Origin of the sequence: Mycobacterium sp. UM_WGJ (assembly GCF_000455125.1) — a bacterium.
Lineage (GTDB): Bacteria > Actinomycetota > Actinomycetes > Mycobacteriales > Mycobacteriaceae > Mycobacterium.
This window is the reverse complement of record NZ_AUWR01000031.1, coordinates 1-19,699: the sequence shown is the minus strand read 5'-3', so window position 1 is coordinate 19,699 and position 19,699 is coordinate 1. Positions and strand designations below refer to the sequence as shown.

Annotated in this window: 20 protein-coding genes and 1 pseudogene; 5 read left to right on the top strand and 16 right to left on the bottom strand. The window is 68.0% G+C overall.

Translation table 11 applies throughout. The features are described from left to right. From aroC to N416_RS21560, 11 genes and pseudogenes are all read right to left on the bottom strand, one after another. A complete protein-coding gene (gene aroC / locus N416_RS0111065; RefSeq protein ID WP_024442170.1) occupies window positions 1-1,218 on the bottom strand; it encodes a chorismate synthase in 1,218 nt (405 codons plus the stop codon). A gap of 123 nt (window positions 1,219-1,341) precedes the next feature. Beyond that, a complete protein-coding gene (locus N416_RS0111060) occupies window positions 1,342-1,725 on the bottom strand; it encodes a hypothetical protein (RefSeq protein ID WP_024442169.1) in 384 nt (127 codons plus the stop codon). A gap of 185 nt (window positions 1,726-1,910) precedes the next feature. Beyond that, the gene (locus tag N416_RS0111055) at window positions 1,911-2,348 is read right to left on the bottom strand and encodes an A24 family peptidase (RefSeq protein ID WP_024442168.1); all 438 of its coding nucleotides are present in this window, start codon (window positions 2,346-2,348) and stop codon (window positions 1,911-1,913) included. 10 nt (window positions 2,349-2,358) lie between these two features. Beyond that, window positions 2,359-3,186 (bottom strand): shikimate dehydrogenase, encoded by an 828-nt coding sequence (locus tag N416_RS0111050; RefSeq protein WP_036457711.1) that lies wholly within the window; start codon window positions 3,184-3,186, stop codon window positions 2,359-2,361. After that, window positions 3,164-4,417, bottom strand: coding sequence for an endolytic transglycosylase MltG (gene mltG / locus N416_RS0111045; protein WP_024442166.1), 1,254 nt, complete (start codon window positions 4,415-4,417; stop codon window positions 3,164-3,166). Before mltG ends, N416_RS0111050 begins: the two co-directional genes overlap by 23 nt. After that, complete coding sequence (gene ruvX, locus N416_RS0111040; protein ID WP_024442165.1) at window positions 4,410-4,934, bottom strand: Holliday junction resolvase RuvX; 525 nt, start codon at window positions 4,932-4,934, stop codon at window positions 4,410-4,412. Before ruvX ends, mltG begins: the two co-directional genes overlap by 8 nt. Then, complete coding sequence (gene alaS / locus N416_RS0111035; protein ID WP_024442164.1) at window positions 4,931-7,624, bottom strand: alanine--tRNA ligase; 2,694 nt, start codon at window positions 7,622-7,624, stop codon at window positions 4,931-4,933. The genes ruvX and alaS overlap by 4 nt, the downstream gene beginning before the upstream one ends. A gap of 84 nt (window positions 7,625-7,708) precedes the next feature. Continuing rightward, entirely contained in the window at window positions 7,709-8,107 is a 399-nt protein-coding gene (locus N416_RS0111030) for a secondary thiamine-phosphate synthase enzyme YjbQ (RefSeq protein ID WP_196805131.1), read from the bottom strand. 51 nt (window positions 8,108-8,158) lie between these two features. Then, window positions 8,159-9,064 (bottom strand): CoA ester lyase, encoded by a 906-nt coding sequence (locus N416_RS0111025; RefSeq protein WP_024442162.1) that lies wholly within the window; start codon window positions 9,062-9,064, stop codon window positions 8,159-8,161. A 28-nt stretch (window positions 9,065-9,092) separates the two neighbouring features. Beyond that, complete coding sequence (locus N416_RS0111020) at window positions 9,093-10,277, bottom strand: CaiB/BaiF CoA-transferase family protein (RefSeq protein ID WP_024442161.1); 1,185 nt, start codon at window positions 10,275-10,277, stop codon at window positions 9,093-9,095. Window positions 10,278-10,285: 8 nt separating this feature from the next. Continuing rightward, window positions 10,286-10,717: pseudogene (locus tag N416_RS21560) on the bottom strand (LLM class flavin-dependent oxidoreductase); the annotation flags it as partial. Between N416_RS21560 and N416_RS21555 the strand changes: the two are divergent. Next, the gene (locus N416_RS21555; protein WP_036457707.1) at window positions 10,689-11,291 is read left to right on the top strand and encodes a GntR family transcriptional regulator; all 603 of its coding nucleotides are present in this window, start codon (window positions 10,689-10,691) and stop codon (window positions 11,289-11,291) included. The pseudogene N416_RS21560 and the gene N416_RS21555 sit on opposite strands and share 29 nt — an antisense overlap. 20 nt (window positions 11,292-11,311) lie before the next feature. Here the strand turns inward: N416_RS21555 and N416_RS0111005 are convergent, their stop codons facing one another. Together N416_RS0111005 and N416_RS0111000 are read right to left on the bottom strand one after the other, a co-directional pair. Next, complete coding sequence (locus N416_RS0111005) at window positions 11,312-12,649, bottom strand: replication-associated recombination protein A (protein ID WP_164517986.1); 1,338 nt, start codon at window positions 12,647-12,649, stop codon at window positions 11,312-11,314. Between the two features lie 52 nt (window positions 12,650-12,701). Continuing rightward, the gene (locus N416_RS0111000; RefSeq protein WP_024442158.1) at window positions 12,702-13,811 is read right to left on the bottom strand and encodes an NDMA-dependent alcohol dehydrogenase; all 1,110 of its coding nucleotides are present in this window, start codon (window positions 13,809-13,811) and stop codon (window positions 12,702-12,704) included. Between the two features lie 92 nt (window positions 13,812-13,903). Between N416_RS0111000 and N416_RS0110995 the strand changes: the two genes are divergently transcribed. Together N416_RS0110995 and N416_RS0110990 are read left to right on the top strand one after the other, a co-directional pair. After that, window positions 13,904-14,176 carry a type II toxin-antitoxin system Phd/YefM family antitoxin gene (locus N416_RS0110995; RefSeq protein WP_024442157.1) on the top strand — a complete coding sequence of 91 codons (273 nt, stop codon included), beginning with the start codon at window positions 13,904-13,906 and terminating at the stop codon, window positions 14,174-14,176. Further along, window positions 14,173-14,424, top strand: a complete 252-nt coding sequence (locus tag N416_RS0110990) for a type II toxin-antitoxin system RelE/ParE family toxin (RefSeq protein ID WP_024442156.1) — start codon at window positions 14,173-14,175, stop codon at window positions 14,422-14,424. Before N416_RS0110995 ends, N416_RS0110990 begins: the two co-directional genes overlap by 4 nt. Before the next feature lie 6 nt (window positions 14,425-14,430). Here N416_RS0110990 and N416_RS0110985 read toward each other — a convergent pair whose 3' ends face one another. Beyond that, window positions 14,431-15,270, bottom strand: coding sequence for a DUF3097 domain-containing protein (locus N416_RS0110985; protein ID WP_024442155.1), 840 nt, complete (start codon window positions 15,268-15,270; stop codon window positions 14,431-14,433). Between the two features lie 351 nt (window positions 15,271-15,621). On the opposite strand from N416_RS0110985, the gene N416_RS24355 reads away from it, so the two are divergent. Next, complete coding sequence (locus N416_RS24355) at window positions 15,622-16,050, top strand: transglycosylase family protein (protein ID WP_024442154.1); 429 nt, start codon at window positions 15,622-15,624, stop codon at window positions 16,048-16,050. A gap of 6 nt (window positions 16,051-16,056) precedes the next feature. On the opposite strand, the gene N416_RS0110975 is transcribed toward N416_RS24355, so the two are convergent. Both N416_RS0110975 and aspS read right to left on the bottom strand, forming a co-directional pair. Continuing rightward, window positions 16,057-16,470, bottom strand: coding sequence for a PaaI family thioesterase (locus N416_RS0110975; RefSeq protein WP_024442153.1), 414 nt, complete (start codon window positions 16,468-16,470; stop codon window positions 16,057-16,059). Window positions 16,471-16,515: 45 nt separating this feature from the next. Next, window positions 16,516-18,285 (bottom strand): aspartate--tRNA ligase, encoded by a 1,770-nt coding sequence (gene aspS / locus N416_RS0110970; RefSeq protein ID WP_024442152.1) that lies wholly within the window; start codon window positions 18,283-18,285, stop codon window positions 16,516-16,518. Between the two features lie 109 nt (window positions 18,286-18,394). Here aspS and N416_RS0110965 point away from each other — a divergent pair, with 109 nt between their 5' ends. Then, complete coding sequence (locus N416_RS0110965; protein WP_024442151.1) at window positions 18,395-19,492, top strand: hypothetical protein; 1,098 nt, start codon at window positions 18,395-18,397, stop codon at window positions 19,490-19,492. The last annotated feature ends 207 nt before the right edge of the window (window positions 19,493-19,699 follow it).

The following is a 19,699-nucleotide window of genomic DNA, read 5'->3' as shown; positions in this document are numbered from 1 at the left end:
CTACCCCGAGGCCCGTTCCTGGTCCGCCGCCGGCACCCGGTCGGCCACCGAACGCCGGTAGGCCTCGATGTTGCGCCGGGTTTCGGTCAGCGAGTCGCCGCCGAACTTGTCCAGCGCGGCGCGGGCCAGGACCAACGCGACCATGGCTTCGGCCACCACGCCGGCGGCTGGCACCGCGCACACGTCGGAGCGTTGATGGATCGCGACCGCTTCCTCGCCGGTGGCCATGTCGACGGTGGCCAGGGCGCGCGGCACCGTGGAGATCGGCTTCATCGCCGCACGCACCCGCAACGGCAGACCGTTGGTCATGCCTCCCTCGAGGCCGCCGGCCCGGTTGGTGGAGCGCACCACACCGTCCGGCCCGGGGTACATCTCGTCGTGGGCCGCGCTGCCGCGCCGGCGTGCGGTGGTGAAGCCGTCGCCGATCTCGACGCCCTTGATCGCCTGGATGCCCATGATCGCGGCAGCCAGCTGGCTGTCGAGCCGGTCATCACCGCTGATGAAGGAGCCCAGACCGATCGGCAGGCCCGACACGACCACCTCGACCACACCGCCCAGCGTGTCGCCGTCGGCCTTGGCTGCCTCGATCTCGGCGATCATGGCTTCCTGGGTGCCGGCGTCAAAGGCACGCACCGGGCTGGCATCGATGGCGGCCAGATCGGCCGGTTGCGGCACCGGACCGTCGTAGGGGTCGGACGCGCCGATCGAGATCACGTGGGAGATCACCTGAACGCCCAACGCCTGGTCCAGGAATGCCCGGGCGATGGTGCCCGCGGTGACGCGAGCGGCGGTCTCACGTGCGCTGGCGCGTTCGAGTACCGGGCGGGCGTCGTCGAAGCCGTACTTGAGCATGCCGGCGAAGTCGGCGTGGCCGGGCCGCGGGCGGGTCAGCGGCGCATTGCGGGCGCCGCCCTCGCCGTCCAGCACCGCCGGGTCAACCGGATCGGTGGACATCACCGTCTCCCACTTGGGCCATTCGGTGTTGCCGATCTCGACGGCGATCGGACCGCCCAGGGTGATCCCGTGCCGCACCCCCGACAGCACGGTGACCGCATCGGCCTCGAACTTCATCCGGGCCCCGCGGCCATAGCCCAGGCGCCGGCGGGCGAGCTGATCGGCGATGTCAGCCGAGGTGACGGCCACTCCCGCGACCATGCCCTCGACCAGGGCCACCAACGCGCGACCGTGCGATTCCCCGGCGGTTATCCAACGCAACACGTGTCCCATCTTCCCATGCCGGTCAGGCCCGCCCGGGCTTGGAGGAGGTTACGGTTGCACACACGCACGGCTCAGTGCTGCGGCAACCGGGATTCGATCCGGTTCGAGACCCGCCAGCCGGGTTCAGGAACCGTTTTTGAGGATCAGGTAGGTGACGGCGTCGCGACCGTTGCTCGGCGAGGTCACCGCATTGAGCTGACTACCGGCATTGCCGACCACCCCGTCGAGGATCTGGTCGAAGTCCTCCGCGGAGGTCTCCGGGTCGATCAGCACTAACGGCGATTCACCGGGCGGGACAGCGGAACTCGGGTCCAGCAGGTAGCCGCCGAAGGAGTCCGCGTTGGCAGCCGAGGTCTGCGCAAACAGGTCCAGCCATTGCACGGTGGCGTCGTTTCCCTCGGCGCTGGACAGCTGAATCGCCGGAACCTGCACGTCAGGCAAGGACGGAGATGCCATGTTGCCGGCAAGGACGATGCCCCCACCGACGGCGACCGCGGCAGCTGCCACGCCCCCAACTACAGCTCGCTTCACGGTCACCCCCTCTGGCTACGCACCGGTCAGCAGCAGTTCAATAGAGCCGATGTTACCTAATAGCGGGCTGAGCGGCAAACATTTCCTGGCAAGGTCACAGGCGACGTTAATTTACGTTCCCTGAGCATTACATCCCCGAACCGGCGCCGGCAGGCACCCGTTCACCAGCCGGCCAAGCCCGCCGCCAGGGCGCTGGCCAGGCACATCGACGGCCCATGCGGCACCGTCGGCCCGCGGCCCGCCATCGCCACGAACAGCCCCCACAGCCCGGTCAGCAGCGGCGCGGCCAGCGCCGCCAGCAGCCACACGTCAGCGCCGAAGGACCCGGTCAGCGCCCCGAGCGCGACCGCCAGCTTGACGTCGCCGGCACCCAATCCGGCCGGGGCGATCAGATGAACGACCAGATAGACCCCGGTAAGAGCCGCCGCGCCCGCCAGCGCCGCCGGTCCTCGACCCACGACGGCAGCCAGCGCCGGAACCAGCACCGCCGCAGGCAGCGTCAACCAATTCGGCAGTCGGCGCTGGCGGATGTCGTAGCCGCTCAGCAGCGTCAGCCACGCCAGCACTGAACCCGCCGCCACCACTTTCGGCCCGTCCATGGCGCCATGCTCAGCCGAGGTCGGCGACCGCGCAAGTCATCTCCGCGCGAGGCGCGGGCCGGCCGGTGAACAGCTCAACCTGGGTGAACGCCTGATGCAGCAGCATCTGCAGGCCGCTGATCACGGTGCCGCCGGCGGAGCTCACCGCGGTGGCCAATGGCGTCGGCCACGGATCGTAGAGGGCGTCCAGCAGCACAGGCACCCCGGCCAGAACCGGCGCATATCGGGCTGCGACGTCAGCCGGAAGAGTGCTGACCAGTACCGACGCGTCGGCGGCCGCCGCGGCCAGGTCCGGGTCATCGAGTGCGCAGAAGCGAGCCGGCACACCGACTTCGGTGGCCAACGCCACCACCCGCGCGGCGTTGTCGGCGTTGCGCGCGGCCACCGTGATGTGGCTGGCACCCAGTTCGGCCAGCGCCACCACCGCGGCCGGCGCGGTGCCGCCGGAGCCCAGCACGATCGCTGACCCCGACACCGAACCGAGCGCCCCGCTCACCCCGTCGACATCGGTGTTGTCGGCTAACCATCCGGTTGCGGTGCGTACCAGTGTGTTCGCCGAGCCGATACGTTCGGCGCGGCGGGTGCGTTGGTCGGCGAACGCCAAGGCCGCGAACTTGCCCGGCATGGTGACCGAGACGCCGACCCATTCCGGTCCGAAACCGGCGACCAGCGCCGGCAACTCCTCGGCGCCACATTCGATGCGCTCATAGGTCCAGTCCGGCAGACCGAGCGCCCGGTAGGCCGCCAGGTGCAGTTGCGGTGACCGCGAGTGCGCGATGGGCGAGCCCAGCACCGCGGCCCGCCGCGGCCCGGGCTCAGCGGGAGCTGTCGAGGACACCGTTGTCCAGCGCCATCTCGATGTTGGTCAGGTGCTGCTGGTAGTTGTGCGTGAACAAAGTGGTGCCATCCTTGTCGATCGTCACAAAGTACAGCCAGTCGCCCGGCTCCGGATGCTCAGCGGCATGCAGGGCGTCGGTGCCCGGTGAGCAGATCGGAGTGGCCGGCAGACCTTCGGACGCGTACGTGTTCCACGGCGTCACCTTGGCCCGGTCGGCGTCGGTGGTGGCCACCTCCTGGCGGTCCAGCGGATAGTTGACCGTCGAATCGAACTCCAGCCGCTGCGGCTCCCCCAGCCGGTTGTCGATCACCCGGGCCACCTTGGCGAAGTCGCGCGGCAGCGCTTCACGTTGCACCAGTGAAGCCACCACCAGCATCTCGTAGGGAGTCATGCCCAGCTGCACGGCAGTGCCCGGCAGGCCGGACCTGTCCAACTCCGCACTGCTTTGGCTGATCAATTTCGCCAGCACGGTAGGCGCCGACGCGGTCGGGTCGACGTTCCAGGTGCCCGCCGTGATCAGCCCCTCGATGCGACGGTGGTCGCGCCCCATCTTGCTGACCGGCCCCAAGGCCCACTCGGGCACCGACAGTGCCTGCGGCGTCTCGATCTCCGCGGCGCGGCGCAGATCCTGGGCCTTGAGACAGGTACGTTCACCGTTGAGGTCCAGGCAGCTGGCCTCGGCGATGAGGGTGAACACTCCAGGAGTCACCCGGTCGGTCTTCATGTCGGTGGTGTCGTCGAGTTGACGACCCTCCGGAATCACCAGCTTGCCCACCCGATTCTCCGGGTCGCTGAGCTGCTGCACCGCAGTGGCGGCTGGGATCTCGGCCCGCAAGCGGTAGAAGCCGGGCTGGATCGCCGCGATGGCGGAGTTGCCCTGCGCGGCGCTCAGGAACGTCCCGACGTTGGCGATCACCCCCGCCTCCAGCATGGTTTCGGCGATCGCGGTGGTGAAGTCGCCCTCGTGCACCTCGATCAGCACCTGCTGGCCGCCGTCACCGGTGAAGTCGACGACGGGACCACTGGAGTGCCAGTACTTGGACCCCACGAAGACCCCGGCGATCGCGACCAGGACGATCAGCGCCACACCGAGGCCCCGGGCGATGCGGCGGTGCCGGTTGAGCTGGCGTCGCCGCCGGTTCTCCCGGGCCCGCTGGGTGCGGCTCATCCGGCGCCTCGGCGGCCCTACCGCCGCCGGTCTGGCCTTCTTCCCGAACTGGTCGTCAGACATCGTCGTCCTCCGTCGGGGCCGGCGCGCCCAGGGCCCGGCGCTGGTCGAGCCAGCTCTGCAAAATCGTCACCGCGGCGGCCTGGTCGATCACCGAACGCTGACGTTTGGAACGCATCCCGGCCTGGTGCAGTGACCGCGCCGCGCTGACCGTGCTCAGCCGCTCGTCGGCCAGCCGCACCGGGGCGAGCCGACGTCGCTGGGCCAATACCCGGGCCAGGTCGTCAGCCACCGCGATGGCGTCCGCGGCGGCCGAGCCGGCCCGGTCGGCCAGGGTGCGCGGCAAGCCCACCACCACTTCGACGACGTCATATTCGTCGGCAAGGTCAGCCAGTCGGCGCAGGTGCGAGCCCGACGCGTGTCGTCGCACGGTCTCTACCGGGGTCGCCAAGAGTCCGTCGGGGTCGCTACACGACACTCCGATCCGCACACTGCCCACATCCACCCCGAGTCGTCGCCCGCGCCCGGGATCGTCCGACCTGCCGGGCCGGTCCGGGGTGCGATGGTGGGGTGAGGTCACGCCGGCGCGCTCCGGGCGACCGACGCGCGGATCGCCGCGAGCGCGGCCTCGATCCCGGCGGGGTCCTTACCGGAGCCCTGCGCCAGATCGGCCTTGCCGCCGCCGCGGCCGGACACCGCCGCCGCCAACTCCTTGACCAGGTCGTCGGCGCGCAACCCGAGCTCTTGCGCGCCGGCGTTGGCGGCCACCACGTAGGGAACGCTGTCGTCACCATCGGCGATGAGAGCCACCACCGCGGGCGTCTCCCCCAGCTTGCCGCGGATGTCGCCGACCAGCGAACGCAGGTCGCCTGCGCCGATTCCGCCCGACATCCGCTGCGCCACCAAGCGCACGTTACCGATTTGTTCGGCGCCGGCGGCGGCGTTCACCGCGGCCGCTCGGGCACTGGCCAGCCGGGCGCGGTCCAGTTCCTTCTCGGCGGCCTTGAGTCGCTCGACCAGGTTGGCCACCCGGGCCGGCACTTCCTCGGAGGGCACCTTCAACGACGAGGCCAGCCCCGCCATCAGCGCCCGCTCCTTGGCCAGATGCCGGAACGAGTCCAGCCCGACATAGGCCTCGACACGGCGCACACCGGAGCCGACCGACGACTCTCCCAGGATGGTCACCGGACCGATCTGCGCCGAGTTATGCACGTGGGTGCCGCCACACAGTTCCAGCGAGAACGGCCCGCCGATCTCGACGACGCGCACCTTCTCGGGGTACTTCTCGCCGAACATCGCCATGGCGCCCATGGCCTTGGCCTTCTCGAGTTCTTCGGTGAAGGTGTGTACCTCGAAGTCGGCCTGCACCGCCTCGTTGGTGACCTCCTCAACTTGGCGGCGTTGCTCATCGCTGAGCGCGCCCTGCCAGTTGAAGTCGAACCGCAGATAACCGGGCCGGTTCAGCGAGCCGGCCTGAACCGCATTGGGCCCCAACACCTGCCGCAGCGCGGCGTGCACCATGTGGGTGCCCGAGTGGCCCTGGGTGGCCCCCTTGCGCCAGCCCTGGTCCACCGCTGCAGTGACCGTGTCACCCTCGACGAATTCGCCGGACTCGACGTTGACCCGGTGCACGAACAGTGTCTGGGCGATCTTCTGCACGTCGGTGACCGTCGCCTGGGCAGCCCCGGCACTGATGGTGCCGGCGTCGGCGATCTGTCCGCCGGCCTCGGCGTAGAGCGGGGTGCGGTCCAACACCAGCTCGATGCGATCGGCGGCCATGCCCTTCTGGTCCTCGTGCGATACCACCGGCACCCGCTTGCCGTCGACGAAGATGCCCAGGATGCGGCCTTCGGTGGTGAGCTCGTCGAACCCGGTGAACTCGGTGGGTCCGGCGTCGATCAGCTCCCGGTAGGCGCTCAGGTCGGCGTGGGCGTGCTTGCGCGCGGCGGCGTCGGCCTTGGCCCGCTGCCGCTGCTCGGCCATCAGCGTGCGGAACCCGGCCTCGTCGACCTGCAGGCCGGCCTCCGAGGCCATCTCCAGCGTGAGTTCGATCGGGAATCCGTAGGTGTCGTGCAGGGCGAAGGCGTCGCTGCCGGAGAGCACGGTGACCCCGGCAGACCGGGTGGCTGCCGCCGCGTCCTCGAACAGCTTCGAGCCCGAGGTCAGGGTGCGGTTGAACGCGGTCTCCTCGGCAACCGCGATCCGGCTGATCCGGTCGAAGTCGGTGACCAGTTCCGGATACGACGGACCCATGGCATCGCGCACGGTAGCCATCAGGTCGCCGACGATCGGGCCTTCGATGCCCAGCAGTTTGGCCGAGCGGATCACCCGGCGCAGCAACCGGCGCAGCACGTAGCCGCGGCCGTCGTTGCCGGGGCTCACGCCGTCGCCGATCAGGATGGCCGCGGTGCGGGAGTGGTCGGCGATGATCCGGTATCGCACGTCGTCGGCGTCATTGCCGCTGTTGTAGCCACGCGGCGCGCGAGTGGCCACCAGATCGATGACCGGCCTTACCAGGTCGGTCTCGTACACGTTGTGCACGCCCTGCAGCAGGAAGGCGACCCGCTCGATGCCCATGCCGGTGTCGATGTTCTGGCGCGGCAGCGGCCCGAGGATCTCGAAGTCCTCCTTGGAGGTGCCCTCGCCGCGCTCGTTCTGCATGAAAACGAGGTTCCAGATCTCGATGTAGCGGTCCTCGTTGGCCACCGGGCCGCCGTCGACACCGAACTCCGGGCCGCGGTCGTAGTAGATCTCCGACGACGGGCCGCAGGGCCCGGGGATGCCCATCGACCAGTAGTTGTCGGCCATGCCACGGCGCTGGATCCGCTCAAGCGGCAGTCCCGCGATCTCCTGCCACAACGCGATGGCCTCGTCGTCGTCGAGATAGACGGTGGCCCACAGCCGTTCGGGGTCGAGTCCGTAACCACCGTCGGCGACGCTGCCCGTCAGCAGCGTCCAGGCCAGCTCGATCGCACCGCGCTTGAAGTAGTCGCCGAACGAGAAGTTGCCGGCCATCTGGAAGAAGGTGTTGTGCCGGGTGGTGATGCCCACCTCGTCGATATCCGGCGTGCGGATGCACTTCTGGATGCTGGTGGCGGTGGCGTACGGCGGGGTGCGCTGACCCAAGAAGAACGGCACGAACTGCACCATGCCGGCGTTGATGAACAACAGGTTGGGGTCATCCAGGATCACCGAAGCGCTGGGCACCTCGGTGTGGCCCGCTTTCACGAAGTGATCGAGGAAGCGTTTCCTGATCTCGTGTGTCTGCACTATCTATCGCTTCCCGCCGTCTCATCCGTTTAGACGGCACTACAGTACCGGGCTGCCGATCGGGTTCTCTGCAGGCAAGGATCCTCAGGTGGCGGCGGCGCCGACAAAGCTCAACCGCACACTTCGACGAGGGTTGTCGCGGTTCAGGTCGACCAGCACCACCGACTGCCAGATGCCCAGCAGCGGCTCACCGCCGGCTACCGGAACCGTGATCGACGGTGCCACGATCGCCGGCAGCACGTGATCGGCGCCGTGCCCGGGCGAGCCGTGCGCGTGCCGGTAGCGGTCATCGCGCGGCAAGAGCCGCTCGAGCGTGTCGACCAGGTCGGAGTCCGAGCCGGCGCCGGTCTCGATGATCGCCACCCCGGCCGTCGCATGCGGCACGAAGACGTTGCACAGCCCGTCACCGTGGCGGGCACAGAACGACCGCACCTCATCGGTGAGGTCGACGGTGCGACGCCGCGAGGTGTCGATGTCGAGCACTTCGGTGTTCACCAGCTCCAGGGTAGGGGCCGCCGCCACTCTCGGGCGGAGTCAGCGCTCCCCGTTTATCAGGGCTACCCGCGCCAGGGTGTTCTGCGCCATCTTGACGTGCGCGGCGTCAACCAGCACGCCGTCGACCCCGACCGCGCCCAGCCCCTTCGCCTCACCCTCGCGGTAGGCGGCCATGTTGCGTTCAGCCAGCGCGATCTCCTGGGCGGTCGGCGAGAACACCGCGTTGGCGACCGGGATCTGGGTGGGGTGAATCGCCCACTTGCCAGTGAAGCCGTACAGCGAGGACCGGCGGGCCTCGGATTCGTAGCCGTCGCGGTTTGCGTAGTCGGGGTAGGGCGAGTCGATGGCCTCGATGCCGGCGATGCGGGCCGCGACAACCACCTTGTTGCGGGCGTAGTGCCAGAAGTCGCCCGGGTAGTCCCAGATCGGTACGAAGTTGGTGTCCACCCGCGCGCCCTGCGACAGCGAGAAGTCGCCGACTCCGAAGATCAGCGCGTCGATCCGCGGACTGGCCTTGGCGATCTCCTCGGCGTTGGCCAGCCCCTCGACCTCCTCGATGAGCACCTCGAGGCGGATCTGGTGTTCCAGGCCGAGTTTGGCCTCCAGCTGGGTGAGCAGCAGGTCGACCCACCAGACGTCGCGGGCGGTGCAGGCTTTGGGGACGACGATGGTGTCCAGGTTGTGGCCGGCGGCGGTGACCACCTCGATGATGTCATCGTGGCACCACTGCGTATCTAGACCGTTGATCCGGATGGCGCGCGCGGTGCGTCCCCAGTCCAGGTCGTTCAGCGCGGTGATCACCTTGGCGCGGGCGCCGACTTTCTCGGCGGGCGCGGTCGCATCCTCCAGGTCGAGGAAGACCAGGTCTGCCTGCGAGGCGGCCGCCTTGGCGAACATGTTGTGGTTGGCAGCGGGCACGGCCAACTCGGAACGGCGCAACAGCATGGGGCGATCTCTCCTTGAGGTTCGGGGGTCACAACACGCCGCGGGCGTGCAGGTCGTCGATGTCGGATGAGGTGAGGTCGAGCAGTTCGCGGTAGACCTCGGTGTTGTGCTCCCCCAGGCGAGGGCCCAGGTGTTCGACGCGCCCGGTCGCGTCGGAGAAGCGCGGCACCGGGGCCTGGACGGTCATGGCGCCGAGTTCGTCGTCGTCGACCTTGACGAAGACTTCGCGATGCGCCAGCTGCTCGTCGGCGACCAGGTCGGTGATGTCATATACCGCTGCGGCCGCGACCTGTTTGGCGTCGAACACCGCCATGGCTTCATCCAGGGTCTTGGTGGCCACCCAGTCGGCGACCACCTGATCGACTTCGCGGGCGCGGGCCAGCCGGCGCTGCGGGTCGCTGAAGTCGGCGTCGTCCACCAGGTCGGCGCGCCCGATCGCCCGAAACACCCGCAGTGCCAACGCCGGTGAACTGCCCGACATGGCCAGCCAGCGGCCGTCGGCGGTGCGGTAGGTGTTGCGCGGCGCCGAGATGTCCCAGCGGTTGCCGGCTCTGGTCGGCACCAGACCGAGTTGGTCGTAGCCGAGCAGGGTCTGCTCGAGCAGGCGAGCCAGCGGGTCAATGAGGTTGACGTCGATCAGCTGACCCGACGCGCCGTGCATGTCGCGGTGATACAGCGCCATCATCACCGCGTAGGCGGCATTCAGCGACGCGACGCCGTCGGCCAGCATGAACGGCGGCAGCGTGGGTGGGCCGTCGGTTTCACCGGTGATGTTGGCAAAGCCGCTCATCGCCTCACCGAGCGTGCCGAAGCCCGGCCTCTCACTCCTGGGACCGGAGAGCCCGAAGCCGGTGATGTGCAGCATCACGATGCGGTCGTTGACCGCCCGCAACGCCTCGTAGTCCAACCCCCACGCGCGCAGGGTCTGTGGACGGGTGTTGGCGATCACCACATCGGAGTGGGCCACCAGCTTGCGCACCAGATCCTGGCCTTCGGGCAGTCGTAGGTTGCAGGTGATCGAGCGCTTGTTGCGCGACACCGACTTCCACATCAGCCCGACGCCGTCGCGCTGATTGCCCCAGCCGCGGATCGGGTCCCCGGAGCCGGGTTGCTCGACCTTGATGACGTCGGCACCGAACTCGCCGAGATAGGTGGCCACCAGCGGCGCCGCTGCCAAGGTGGCCAGGTCGAGCACCCGGATGCCGGCCAGCATCGCGCCTGTCATGCCGGTACGGCGGCCGCGGCGGGCCGGGGCAGGCCCAGGTGCTCACGCAGGGTGTTGCCTTCGTAGTGGGTGCGGAACAGTCCGCGGCGCTGCAGCTCCGGGACGACCATCCGCACCACATCCTCATAGGAGCCCGGTGAATGCGTTGCGGCCAAGACGAATCCGTCGCAGGCGCCGCCGTGGAACCACTCCTCCATCTGGTCGGCGACTTGGGCTCCGGTGCCGACAAAGCGTGGTCCCTGTAGCAGCGTGGCCCGATGCCCGGCCAGGTCGCGCAGTGTGATGTCACCGCCGATGTGAGTGCGCAGGTTCTGCACCAGGCCGCGGATTCCCGACACCGAGGCGATCAACTCGTCGGTGATCGGGTCGTCGAGGTTGTGCTGGGCGAAGTCGTAGTTCATCAGCTCCGAGAGCATCACCGGTGAACTGGCGCCCGGAACCCGCCTCGACCTCGACGCCATCACCACCGAGTTCGCCACCAGCCGCACACCGGTGCGCGAGGCCCTGCTGGAGTTGTCCTACGAAGGCCTGGTGGAGGTCGCACCGCGCAGCGGCGTCACCGTGATCGGGATTCGCCCCGAGGATGTGCTGGACAGTTTCACCATCCTGGGCGTGCTGACCGGGCAGGCCGCCGCCTGGGCCGCCGAGCGGATCTCCCCCACCGAAGTCGAGCGCCTGCGGACGCTGGTCGCCGACGTCGAGGCCCTACGCGGCTCGGACGCCATCGGCGACGCCAACTGGGAGTTTCACCAGGAGATTCACCGGGCCGCGCATTCGCCGCAGCTGCTCATCCAGATCCGGCATGCGGCGCGGGTGGTACCGACGAACTTCCTGACGGTGTTTCCCGAGCACGAGCACCATTCACTGGAAGACCACCGCAAGCTGGTCACGGCGCTGGCCACTGGCGACGCGGAGGCATCGCGCGCCATCGCCGAGCAACACGTCCTCGACGCCGGGCGCTCGCTGGCCGATTGGCTGGGCCAAGCCGGCTCGGCCGGCTGACGAAAAGCACGCCTGGTGAGCTAGCGGCGCCGGATGATGGCCCTGAGTCGTGCCAACCGCCCGCCGATCTCGCGTTCCGCACCCCGGCCGGTGGGTTGGTAGTAGTCCACCCCGACCAGCTCATCGGGTGGATATTGTTGCGGCACAACGCCGTCTGGATGGTCGTGGGCGTACCGGTAACCGACCGCATTGCCCAGGGACTGCGCTCCCGCATAGTGCCCGTCGCGCAGGTGCGCCGGAACCGCCCCGGCCTTGCCGGCCCGGATGTCGGCCATGGCCGCGCCCAGCGCGGCGGTCACCGCGTTGGACTTCGGCGCTGTTGCCAGATGCACGGTGGCGTGCGCCAGGGTCAATTGCGCCTCGGGCATGCCGATCAGCGCGACGGTCTGCGCCGCGGCCACCGCGGTCTGCAGCGCGGTCGGATCGCCCATCCCGATGTCTTCGCTGGCCAGAATCATCAGCCGACGGGCGATGAACCGTGGGTCCTCCCCTGCCACCAGCATCCGGGCCAGGTAGTGCAGCGCGGCGTCGACGTCGGAGCCGCGCACCGACTTGATGAACGCACTGATCACGTCGTAGTGCTGATCACCATCGCGGTCGTAGCGCACCGCGGCCTGGTCCAGGGATCCCTCGACGATCTCCACGGTCACCCGTCGGCCCGCCTCAGCCGCCACTTCCAGTGCGGTCAAGGCCCGGCGGGCATCGCCGGCGGCCAGCCGAACCAGCAGGTCGACGGCGTCGGGCGCCACCTCGATGCGTCCGCCCAGGCCGCGCTCGTCGTCGATGGCGCGCCGCAGCACCGCCGCGATGTCCTCGGGCTCCAGTGGCCGCAGCTGCAGGATCAGCGACCGGCTCAGCAGCGGGGCGACCACCGAGAACGACGGGTTCTCGGTGGTTGCGGCCACCAACAGCACCACCCGGTTCTCCACCGCGGCCAGCAATGCATCCTGCTGGGTTTTGGAGAACCGGTGCACCTCATCGATGAACAGCACGGTCTGTTCGCCGTACGCGGCCGCGCGTCGGGCGGTGTCGATCACGGCGCGCACTTCCTTGACCCCGGCGCTCAGGGCTGAGAGCGCCTCGAATCGTCGTCCGGTGGCACCGGAGATCAGTGAGGCCAGCGTGGTCTTTCCGGTCCCGGGCGGACCGTAGAGGATGACCGAGGCCGCCCCGGAGCCATCGACCAGCCGACGCAGCGGGGAGCCCTGCCCCAGCAGGTGATCCTGGCCGACCACCTCGTCGAGGGACGCCGGACGCATCCGCACCGCCAACGGAGTGGAGGTGGCACCGGATCCGTGCGGTTCGGGCGCCGGGGCGCCGCTGAGGTCGAACAGTCCGTCGGACACGACTTCAGGCATACCACGCATAGCTGCTCACCGCTGTCACCTGCCCCATCGGCCACTCGCCGGTTCAGCGGTGCACGATCACCCCGCGGATGTTCTTGCCGTCACGCAGATCCTGGTAGCCCTCGTTGACCTGCTCCAGGGTGTAACGCCGGGTGATCAGCTCGTCGAGCTTGAGCTGACCGGCGTCATAGAGGCGCAGCAGCCGCACGATGTCGTACTGCGGGTTGGCGCCGCCGAACAGCGTGCCCTTGACGGTCTTGCCGAACAACGCCAGCTGCGAACCCGAGACGTGTACGTCCAGGCTCTCCAGCTTCGCCAGCGCGGCGATCACCACGGTGCCGCCCTTGCCGATGGTGTTGAATGCCGCGGTGGTGACGGCTTCGTCCAGGTCGCCGACGGTTATCAGCGCCTGGTCGGCCATCTGTCCCCAGGTCAGCTCGGCAATCTTGGCCATCGCCTCCTCGGCGGTGGGGAAGGCGTGCGTGGCACCCAGCTTCAGGGCGGTTTCGCGTTTGAACTCCACCGGGTCGACGGCCACCACGTACTTGGCGCCGGCGTGCGCGGCGCCCTGCACGGCGTTGATGCCGACGCCGCCGATGCCGTAGACCACCACGGTGTCCCCGGCGCGCACCCCGCCGTCATAGTTGGCCGTCGCCCAGCCGGTGGGGACCCCGCAGCCGACCAGCACCGCGGTCTCCAGCGGCAGCCAGTCGTCGACCTTGACCACCGAGTGCTGCGAGACGGTCGCCCGCTCGGCGAAGGTGCCCAGCATGCAGAAGCCGCCGTAATCGGTTCCGCCCGAGTGGAACCGGAACGTGCCGTCGGGCATGCAGCCCTCCAGGATGGTGGCTCCCATGTCGCACAGGTTCTGCCGTCCGGTCGAGCAGTATCGGCAGGCCCCGCAGCTGGGGATGAAACAGCACACCACGTGATCACCGGGCTTGACTTTGGTAACCCCGGGGCCGACGTCCTCGATGATCCCGGAGCCTTCGTGCCCGCCGACGATCGGGAACCGGGCCGGCCAGTCCCCGTCAGCCAGATGCAGGTCTGAATGGCACAGACCGGCAGCGGTGAACTTGATCAGTACCTCACCCGGACCCGGCCCGTCGAGGTCCAATTCCATGATCTCGAAAGGTTGGTTGGGCGCATGTGCCACGGCGGCAATTGTTTTCATGGGTGTCATCCAACTCGCCCGGGTGGCTCCTCCGGCGCTGTTCAGCCGGATTGCGAACGCGGGACGCAGATTGGGCGAGTAATATGTTTAACATGAGTACGCATAGCCTTCGCGATTTGCGGGCCCAGCTCGGTGCCATCGTGCGCGACGTCGCTACCTCCGGCGAAGAGGCCATCATCACCGATAGCGGAACCGAGATCGCGGTGATCATCTCGATGGCAGACTACGAGCGTCTGCATGAACACGCCGACGTCGCAGACGCGCTACGCGTGCAGAACATGCGCGCGAATGCGTTTAACACCATGTCACTGAGTGAAATGCTCGATGCCCTGGGCGTCAACGCTGCGGCGTTTGTCGCGTCGTGAAAGTCGCCTTTCACCCGGACGTCCTCAAGCAGTTGCAGCGGCTGCCGCGTGATGCGTTCGAGACGGCGCTGCAGACGATTATCGGGCTCACCGCTAGCCCGCGCCCGACCGGGGCGAAAAAGCTGGTCGGTGGCCACAATGACTGGCGGGTACGGTTCGGGCAGTATCGGATCGTCTACCAGATCGACGATGCCGCAGCCATCATCACGATCTTCGCCGTCGCCAAACGCAGCGACGCCTACCGCTGATCAACCTCAGGCCGGCGCGGTCACGAAGTCGATCAACTCCTCGACCCGGCCGATCAGCTCCGGCTCCAGGTCGGTCCAGTCCCGCACCCGGCTCCGGATGCGCTGCCAGGCCGCCGCGATATCGGCCTGACCGGCGTGTGGCCAGCCCAGCGCGGCGCAGATCCCGTGCTTCCACTCCACGTTGCGTGGAATCTTGGGCCAGGCTTGCATTCCGAGCCGCTCCGGCTTCACCGCCTGCCAGATGTCGACGTAGGGGTGCCCGACGATCAGGGCGTGTGCACCGCCCGGTCCACGGCGCACCGCCTCGGCGATGCGGGTCTCCTTGGAACCGTCCACCAGGTGGTCGACCAGCACCCCGAGCCGTCGGCCGGGCCCGGGCTGGAATTCGGCGACGATGCCGGCCAGGTCGTCGATGCCGCCCAGGTACTCGACCACCACACCTTCGATGCGCAGGTCTTCCCCCCAGACCTGCTCGACCAGTTCGGCGTCGTGGCGGCCCTCCACGTAGATCCGGCTGGCCAGCGCCACCTTGGCGCGCGCGCCGCGTACCGCCACCGAGCCCGACGCCGTCCGGGCCGGCGCCGCGGGTGCCGTCGGGCGGGGCTCGGTCAAGATCACCGGCTTGCCATCGATCAGGTAGCCGGGGCCAACGGGGAATCCGCGGATGCGGCCGTGCCGGTCCTCCAGATCCATCCGACCGTAGGCGATCCGCACGACGGCCCCGACGTAGCCGCTTTGGGCGTCTTCGACCACCATGCCGCGCTGCACCGGCACCTCGACAGAGCGGACCCTGCGTGCGGTGTGCGGGTTGTCGGCAAGGATGTCGGATCCATAGCGGTCGGCCACCCGAGGCAGCCTAGGGGCGTTCGGGCGTGCTGCGACTGAACCACCCGCGCGATTCCGCCGATTTTTTCCGGCCGCCCTCAGAGCCGGTTCCACCGAACCAGAAGTCACACTGGCATCAGGCATCACTCTAGCAACATTAGCCACTCAAAATTCTCTTAATTTATAAGAGATCTCTCGCAACATACGTAACAATAACAACTTAGTTAACTAAAACAACTTTAGTTAACTTTTACCCCAATTAATAACAACCGAAACATTTGCATCTTTAAGTAACCGAAATGTGCAATTTCATCATTTATCGCGTTATGCTCTGAAACCTCACTGATACACACCTATCACGGAGGTTGTGATATGCACCGGAACACGGCACGGCGTGTCGTGAAGTTCGGGCGGCGGCGGCTCAATTGGGCGACGTCCGGGCTGGTCACCGGGGGGATCGTGGGCACGCTGATAAGTTCGGCGGGAGTGGCCCATGCGGACAACATGGCGATGGGCTGGGATGCCGTCGCACAATGCGAATCGGGCGGTAACTGGGCCGCCGACACCGGCAATGGTTTCTATGGCGGTCTGCAGTTCAAACCGTCGACGTGGCGCGCATTCGGCGGCGTGGGTTCGCCGGCGAAAGCATCCCGCGAGGAACAGATCGCGGTGGCCAATAGAGTCCTCGACGAACAGGGCCCGTACGCCTGGCCGAAATGCGGACCGGGACGGGTATTCCCGTCGTCGGTGAAAGGCTGGGTGCCGCCGGCGATGCGCCAGCTGCTCAAACCGTTCTGGTGAGCCCGGCTACTGCGGCTTCGGAGACAGCACCGCCTGGGTCTGCGTGACTCGGGCGACCAGCTTGCCGTTGTCGTCACTCAGGTCGGTCTGCACGACGATCGTCGTGCGACCGACATGCAGCGGAATGCTGGTCGCCGTCACAACGCCCGCCCGCACCGCTCGAAAGAAGTTGGTCTTGGACTCGATGGTCGAGGTGCTGGTGCCCTGAGGCAGATTGACCACCGCGCACACCGCTCCGGCAGTGTCGGCGAACGCCATCAGCGCTCCCCCGTGCAGCATCCCACCGGTGGTGCAGCGCTCCGGAGCCCACGGCATGGTCGCACGCACCTCTTGGGGTGACAGTTCAGCGATCTCGATCTGCAACTCCGCCGCGAACGGCATATTGGCGACGACCAATCGGGCGAACTCAGCCGAATCCATGCCTGCAGCCTTGCCGACCCTGGCGCTGCTGTCTAGCGTCCGCTCTCAGCGTGGTTGAGGCACCGCGTCAATCCCGGCCTCCTTGCGCTGAGCCGCCGTGATGGGCGCCGGCGCGTCGGTCAGCGGGTCAATGCCGCCGCCGGACTTCGGGAACGCAATGACCTCGCGGATCGACTCCACGCCGGCCAGCAGTGCCACCACCCGGTCCCAGCCGAACGCCAGCCCGCCGTGCGGCGGTGCGCCGAAACTGAAGGCGTCCAAGAGGAATCCGAACTTCTCGTTCGCCGACTCCTCGTCGATCCCCATAACCTTGAAGACCTGCTGCTGGATATCGCGGCGGTGAATACGAATCGAGCCGCCGCCGATCTCGTTGCCGTTGCACACCACGTCATAGGCGTCCGCGAGCACCGAACCGGGGTCGGTCTCCACGCTGCCGGCATGCTCCGGCTTCGGCGAGGTGAAGGCGTGGTGCACCGCGGTCCAGGCCCCCGAGCCGACCGCCACATCACCGGCGGCAGTGGCGTCGTCCGCCGGCTCGAACAGGGGCGGGTCGACCACCCAGGTGAACGCCCAGGCCTCCGGGTCGATCAGGTCCAGGCGCCGGGCGATCTCACCACGAGCCGCCCCCAACAGTGCGCGAGACGGCTTGGCCGGTCCGGCCGCAAAGAAGATGCAGTCCCCCGGCGCCGCGCCCACGTGCCCGGCCAGCCCGGCGCGCTCAGCATCAGTCAGGTTCTTGGCCACCGGTCCGGACAGCTCTCCGTCCTCGCCGACCAGGACGTACGCCAAGCCCTTGGCTCCGCGCTGCTTGGCCCACTCCTGCCAGCCGTCGAGCGTGCGCCGTGGCTGCGAGGCGCCCCCCGGCATGACCACCGCACCCACGTAGGGGGCCTGGAATACCCGGAAGGTGGTCTCGGAGAAGAACTCGGTGCACTCCACCAACTCCAGAGCGAATCGCAGGTCGGGCTTGTCGGAGCCGAACCGTCGCATCGCGTCCGCGTAAGTCATCCGGGGCAGCGGCAACGGCAGGTCGTAGCCGATCAGGGCCCAAAGCGCCTTGAGGACCTGCTCGGCGATGCCGATCACGTCCTCGGCGTCGACAAAGCTCATCTCCAAGTCCAGCTGGGTGAACTCAGGCTGACGGTCCGCGCGGAAGTCCTCGTCGCGGTAGCAGCGGGCGATCTGGTAGTAACGCTCCATCCCGGCCACCATCAGCAGCTGCTTGAACAGTTGCGGGCTCTGTGGCAGCGCGTAGAACGAACCGGGCTGCAGGCGCGCCGGAACCAGGAAGTCGCGTGCGCCCTCCGGGGTTGAGCGGGTCAGGGTGGGGGTTTCGATCTCGATGAAGTCTTGTGCAGCCAGCACCGAACGGGCTGCGGCGTTAGCCGCCGAACGCAGCCGCAGCGCAGCTCCCGGGCCGCCCTCGCGCCGCAGGTCCAGGTAGCGATGCTTCAGCCGGGCCTCTTCGCCGGCGGATTCATCGAGCTGGAACGGCAGCGGCGCAGCCTCGTTGAGCACCCGCAGTTCTGTCGCATTGATCTCGATGGCGCCGGTGGGCAGGTCGGGGTTCTCGTTGCCTTCGGGACGGACCTCGACGACACCGGTGACCGTCACACAGAACTCGGCGCGCAGCCGGTGCGCCTGCTCCAGCACAGCGGCGTCACGGAACACGACCTGCGCCACCCCGGAAGCGTCGCGCAGGTCGATGAAGATGACACCGCCGTGGTCACGTCGCCGCGCCACCCAACCGGCAAGCGTGACGCTGAGCCCGGCGTCGGTGGCCCGCAGTGAGCCGGCGTCGTGGCTGCGCAGCACGAATACCCCCTTGGTGACAGGTTAGTTCGGTAACGGTTTGACGGTCGCCAAGTCTAGAGCCCTCTTGTGGCACTGCCCCGCGCCGGTCGGTGCTTTAAGCTGGCTCACTGTGACTAACGGCACCGATGACCTCGACTTTGACTATGACGACGAGGACGAAGACGAGGACTACGACGAAGCCGCTGCCCCTAAACAGAACAAGAGCCTGAAATGGGGGTTGGCCGCCGTAGTCGTGCTGGCCGTGGTGGCGCTGGTGTTGGTCGCGGTGGTGTTGCTGGGCGGCGACCCGGGCAAGAGTTCGCTGGACGGCTCGGCCTCCAGCCGCAGCTCTGCGGCGTCGGGTATTGCCAGCGCAGACGACACCGGTCCGGTCTCGATCATCATCAATGACCCCAGCTGTACCGCGTGGATTTCGATCAGCAGCAACCTGTCCAGCACCCTGTCGATGCTTGGACAGGGCAAATGGAATGAGCGCGACCAGTCCATTCCGGCGTCGGCGTGGAACGACGAGCAGAAGAAGCAGTACCTGGCCGCCGGGCAGGTGGTGCGCAACGCTGCCGCCCAGACGGTCGGTCTGGTGAAGCTGACCCCGCACCGGGTGATGCGCGAACTCTACGAGCAGTTCATCGCTTACGCGCGCACCTTCGTCGAGCACATTCCCACCTACACCGAGCGGGACGCTGCGCTGGCCGGCACCGCGCACAGTGCAGCCTCGGCGCTGGCCGCGATCTGCGCCGCCGCCAACAACGGCTCAGCGGCCGCCCGCGGCCCCCTGGTCGAGACGCAGGCCGCTCCCACCAAGACGGCGTCGCCGGGCAACCCGGCCAACCCGCAGCGCTATCTGACCGGTTCCAATCCGGTGTGCGCGGACTGGAAGGCCACGCTGGACAAGTTCGGCGTTGACGCCGTCGAATGGCATGGCATCGATCCCAGCATCCCGGGAACGTATTGGAACCCGCAGCAGAAGGCGGTCAACCTGGCGGTAGGTCCCATCATGATCAGCCTGGCCAACAAGATGCAGCAGCTGGGCCGCCGCAGTAACAACCCCACCCTGCAGGACTTCGCGGAGCTGTCCGCCCAGTACCGCCGGGCGTTCGTGTTGGCGCTGCCGACCTACGACCCCACCGACAACTACCTGGCAAATGCCGCGACGTTCCTGTCCACCACGGTGCTGGGTGCATGCTCGTCGGCGGCAACCACGGGCTGACCAGAACGCACCAGAGACGCGCTGACGTGGCCGGGGCTGGTTAGCCCCGGCCACGTCAGCTTTGCCCAGGCCGTCCTTTTCTCTCGGAACGCAAGAAGCGGCTTCAGAACGCAAGAAACCGGCGCAGCCCGCAGGCTGCGCCGGTTTCTTGTTCGCGATTGGCCCTAGGGTCAGGCCCAGCTGGAGCCGACCGAGGCGTCGGTGTTG

What these genes read in the sequence shown, in the direction of transcription:
- N416_RS0111055 (WP_024442168.1), bottom strand. Translation starts at nt 2,348, where the DNA reads ATGGACGGGCCGAAAGTGGTGGCGGCGGGTTCAGTGCTGGCGTGGCTG.
- mltG (WP_024442166.1), bottom strand. Translation starts at nt 4,417, where the DNA reads ATGTCTGACGACCAGTTCGGGAAGAAGGCCAGACCGGCGGCGGTAGGG.
- N416_RS0111025 (WP_024442162.1), bottom strand. Translation starts at nt 9,064, where the DNA reads ATGCTGTTGCGCCGTTCCGAGTTGGCCGTGCCCGCTGCCAACCACAAC.
- N416_RS0111020 (WP_024442161.1), bottom strand. Translation starts at nt 10,277, where the DNA reads ATGCTGGCCGGCATCCGGGTGCTCGACCTGGCCACCTTGGCAGCGGCG.
- N416_RS0111005 (WP_164517986.1), bottom strand. Translation starts at nt 12,649, where the DNA reads ATGCCTGAAGTCGTGTCCGACGGACTGTTCGACCTCAGCGGCGCCCCG.
- N416_RS0111000 (WP_024442158.1), bottom strand. Translation starts at nt 13,811, where the DNA reads ATGAAAACAATTGCCGCCGTGGCACATGCGCCCAACCAACCTTTCGAG.
- N416_RS0110995 (WP_024442157.1), top strand. Translation starts at nt 13,904, where the DNA reads ATGAGTACGCATAGCCTTCGCGATTTGCGGGCCCAGCTCGGTGCCATC.
- N416_RS24355 (WP_024442154.1), top strand. Translation starts at nt 15,622, where the DNA reads ATGCACCGGAACACGGCACGGCGTGTCGTGAAGTTCGGGCGGCGGCGG.
- N416_RS0110975 (WP_024442153.1), bottom strand. Translation starts at nt 16,470, where the DNA reads ATGGATTCGGCTGAGTTCGCCCGATTGGTCGTCGCCAATATGCCGTTC.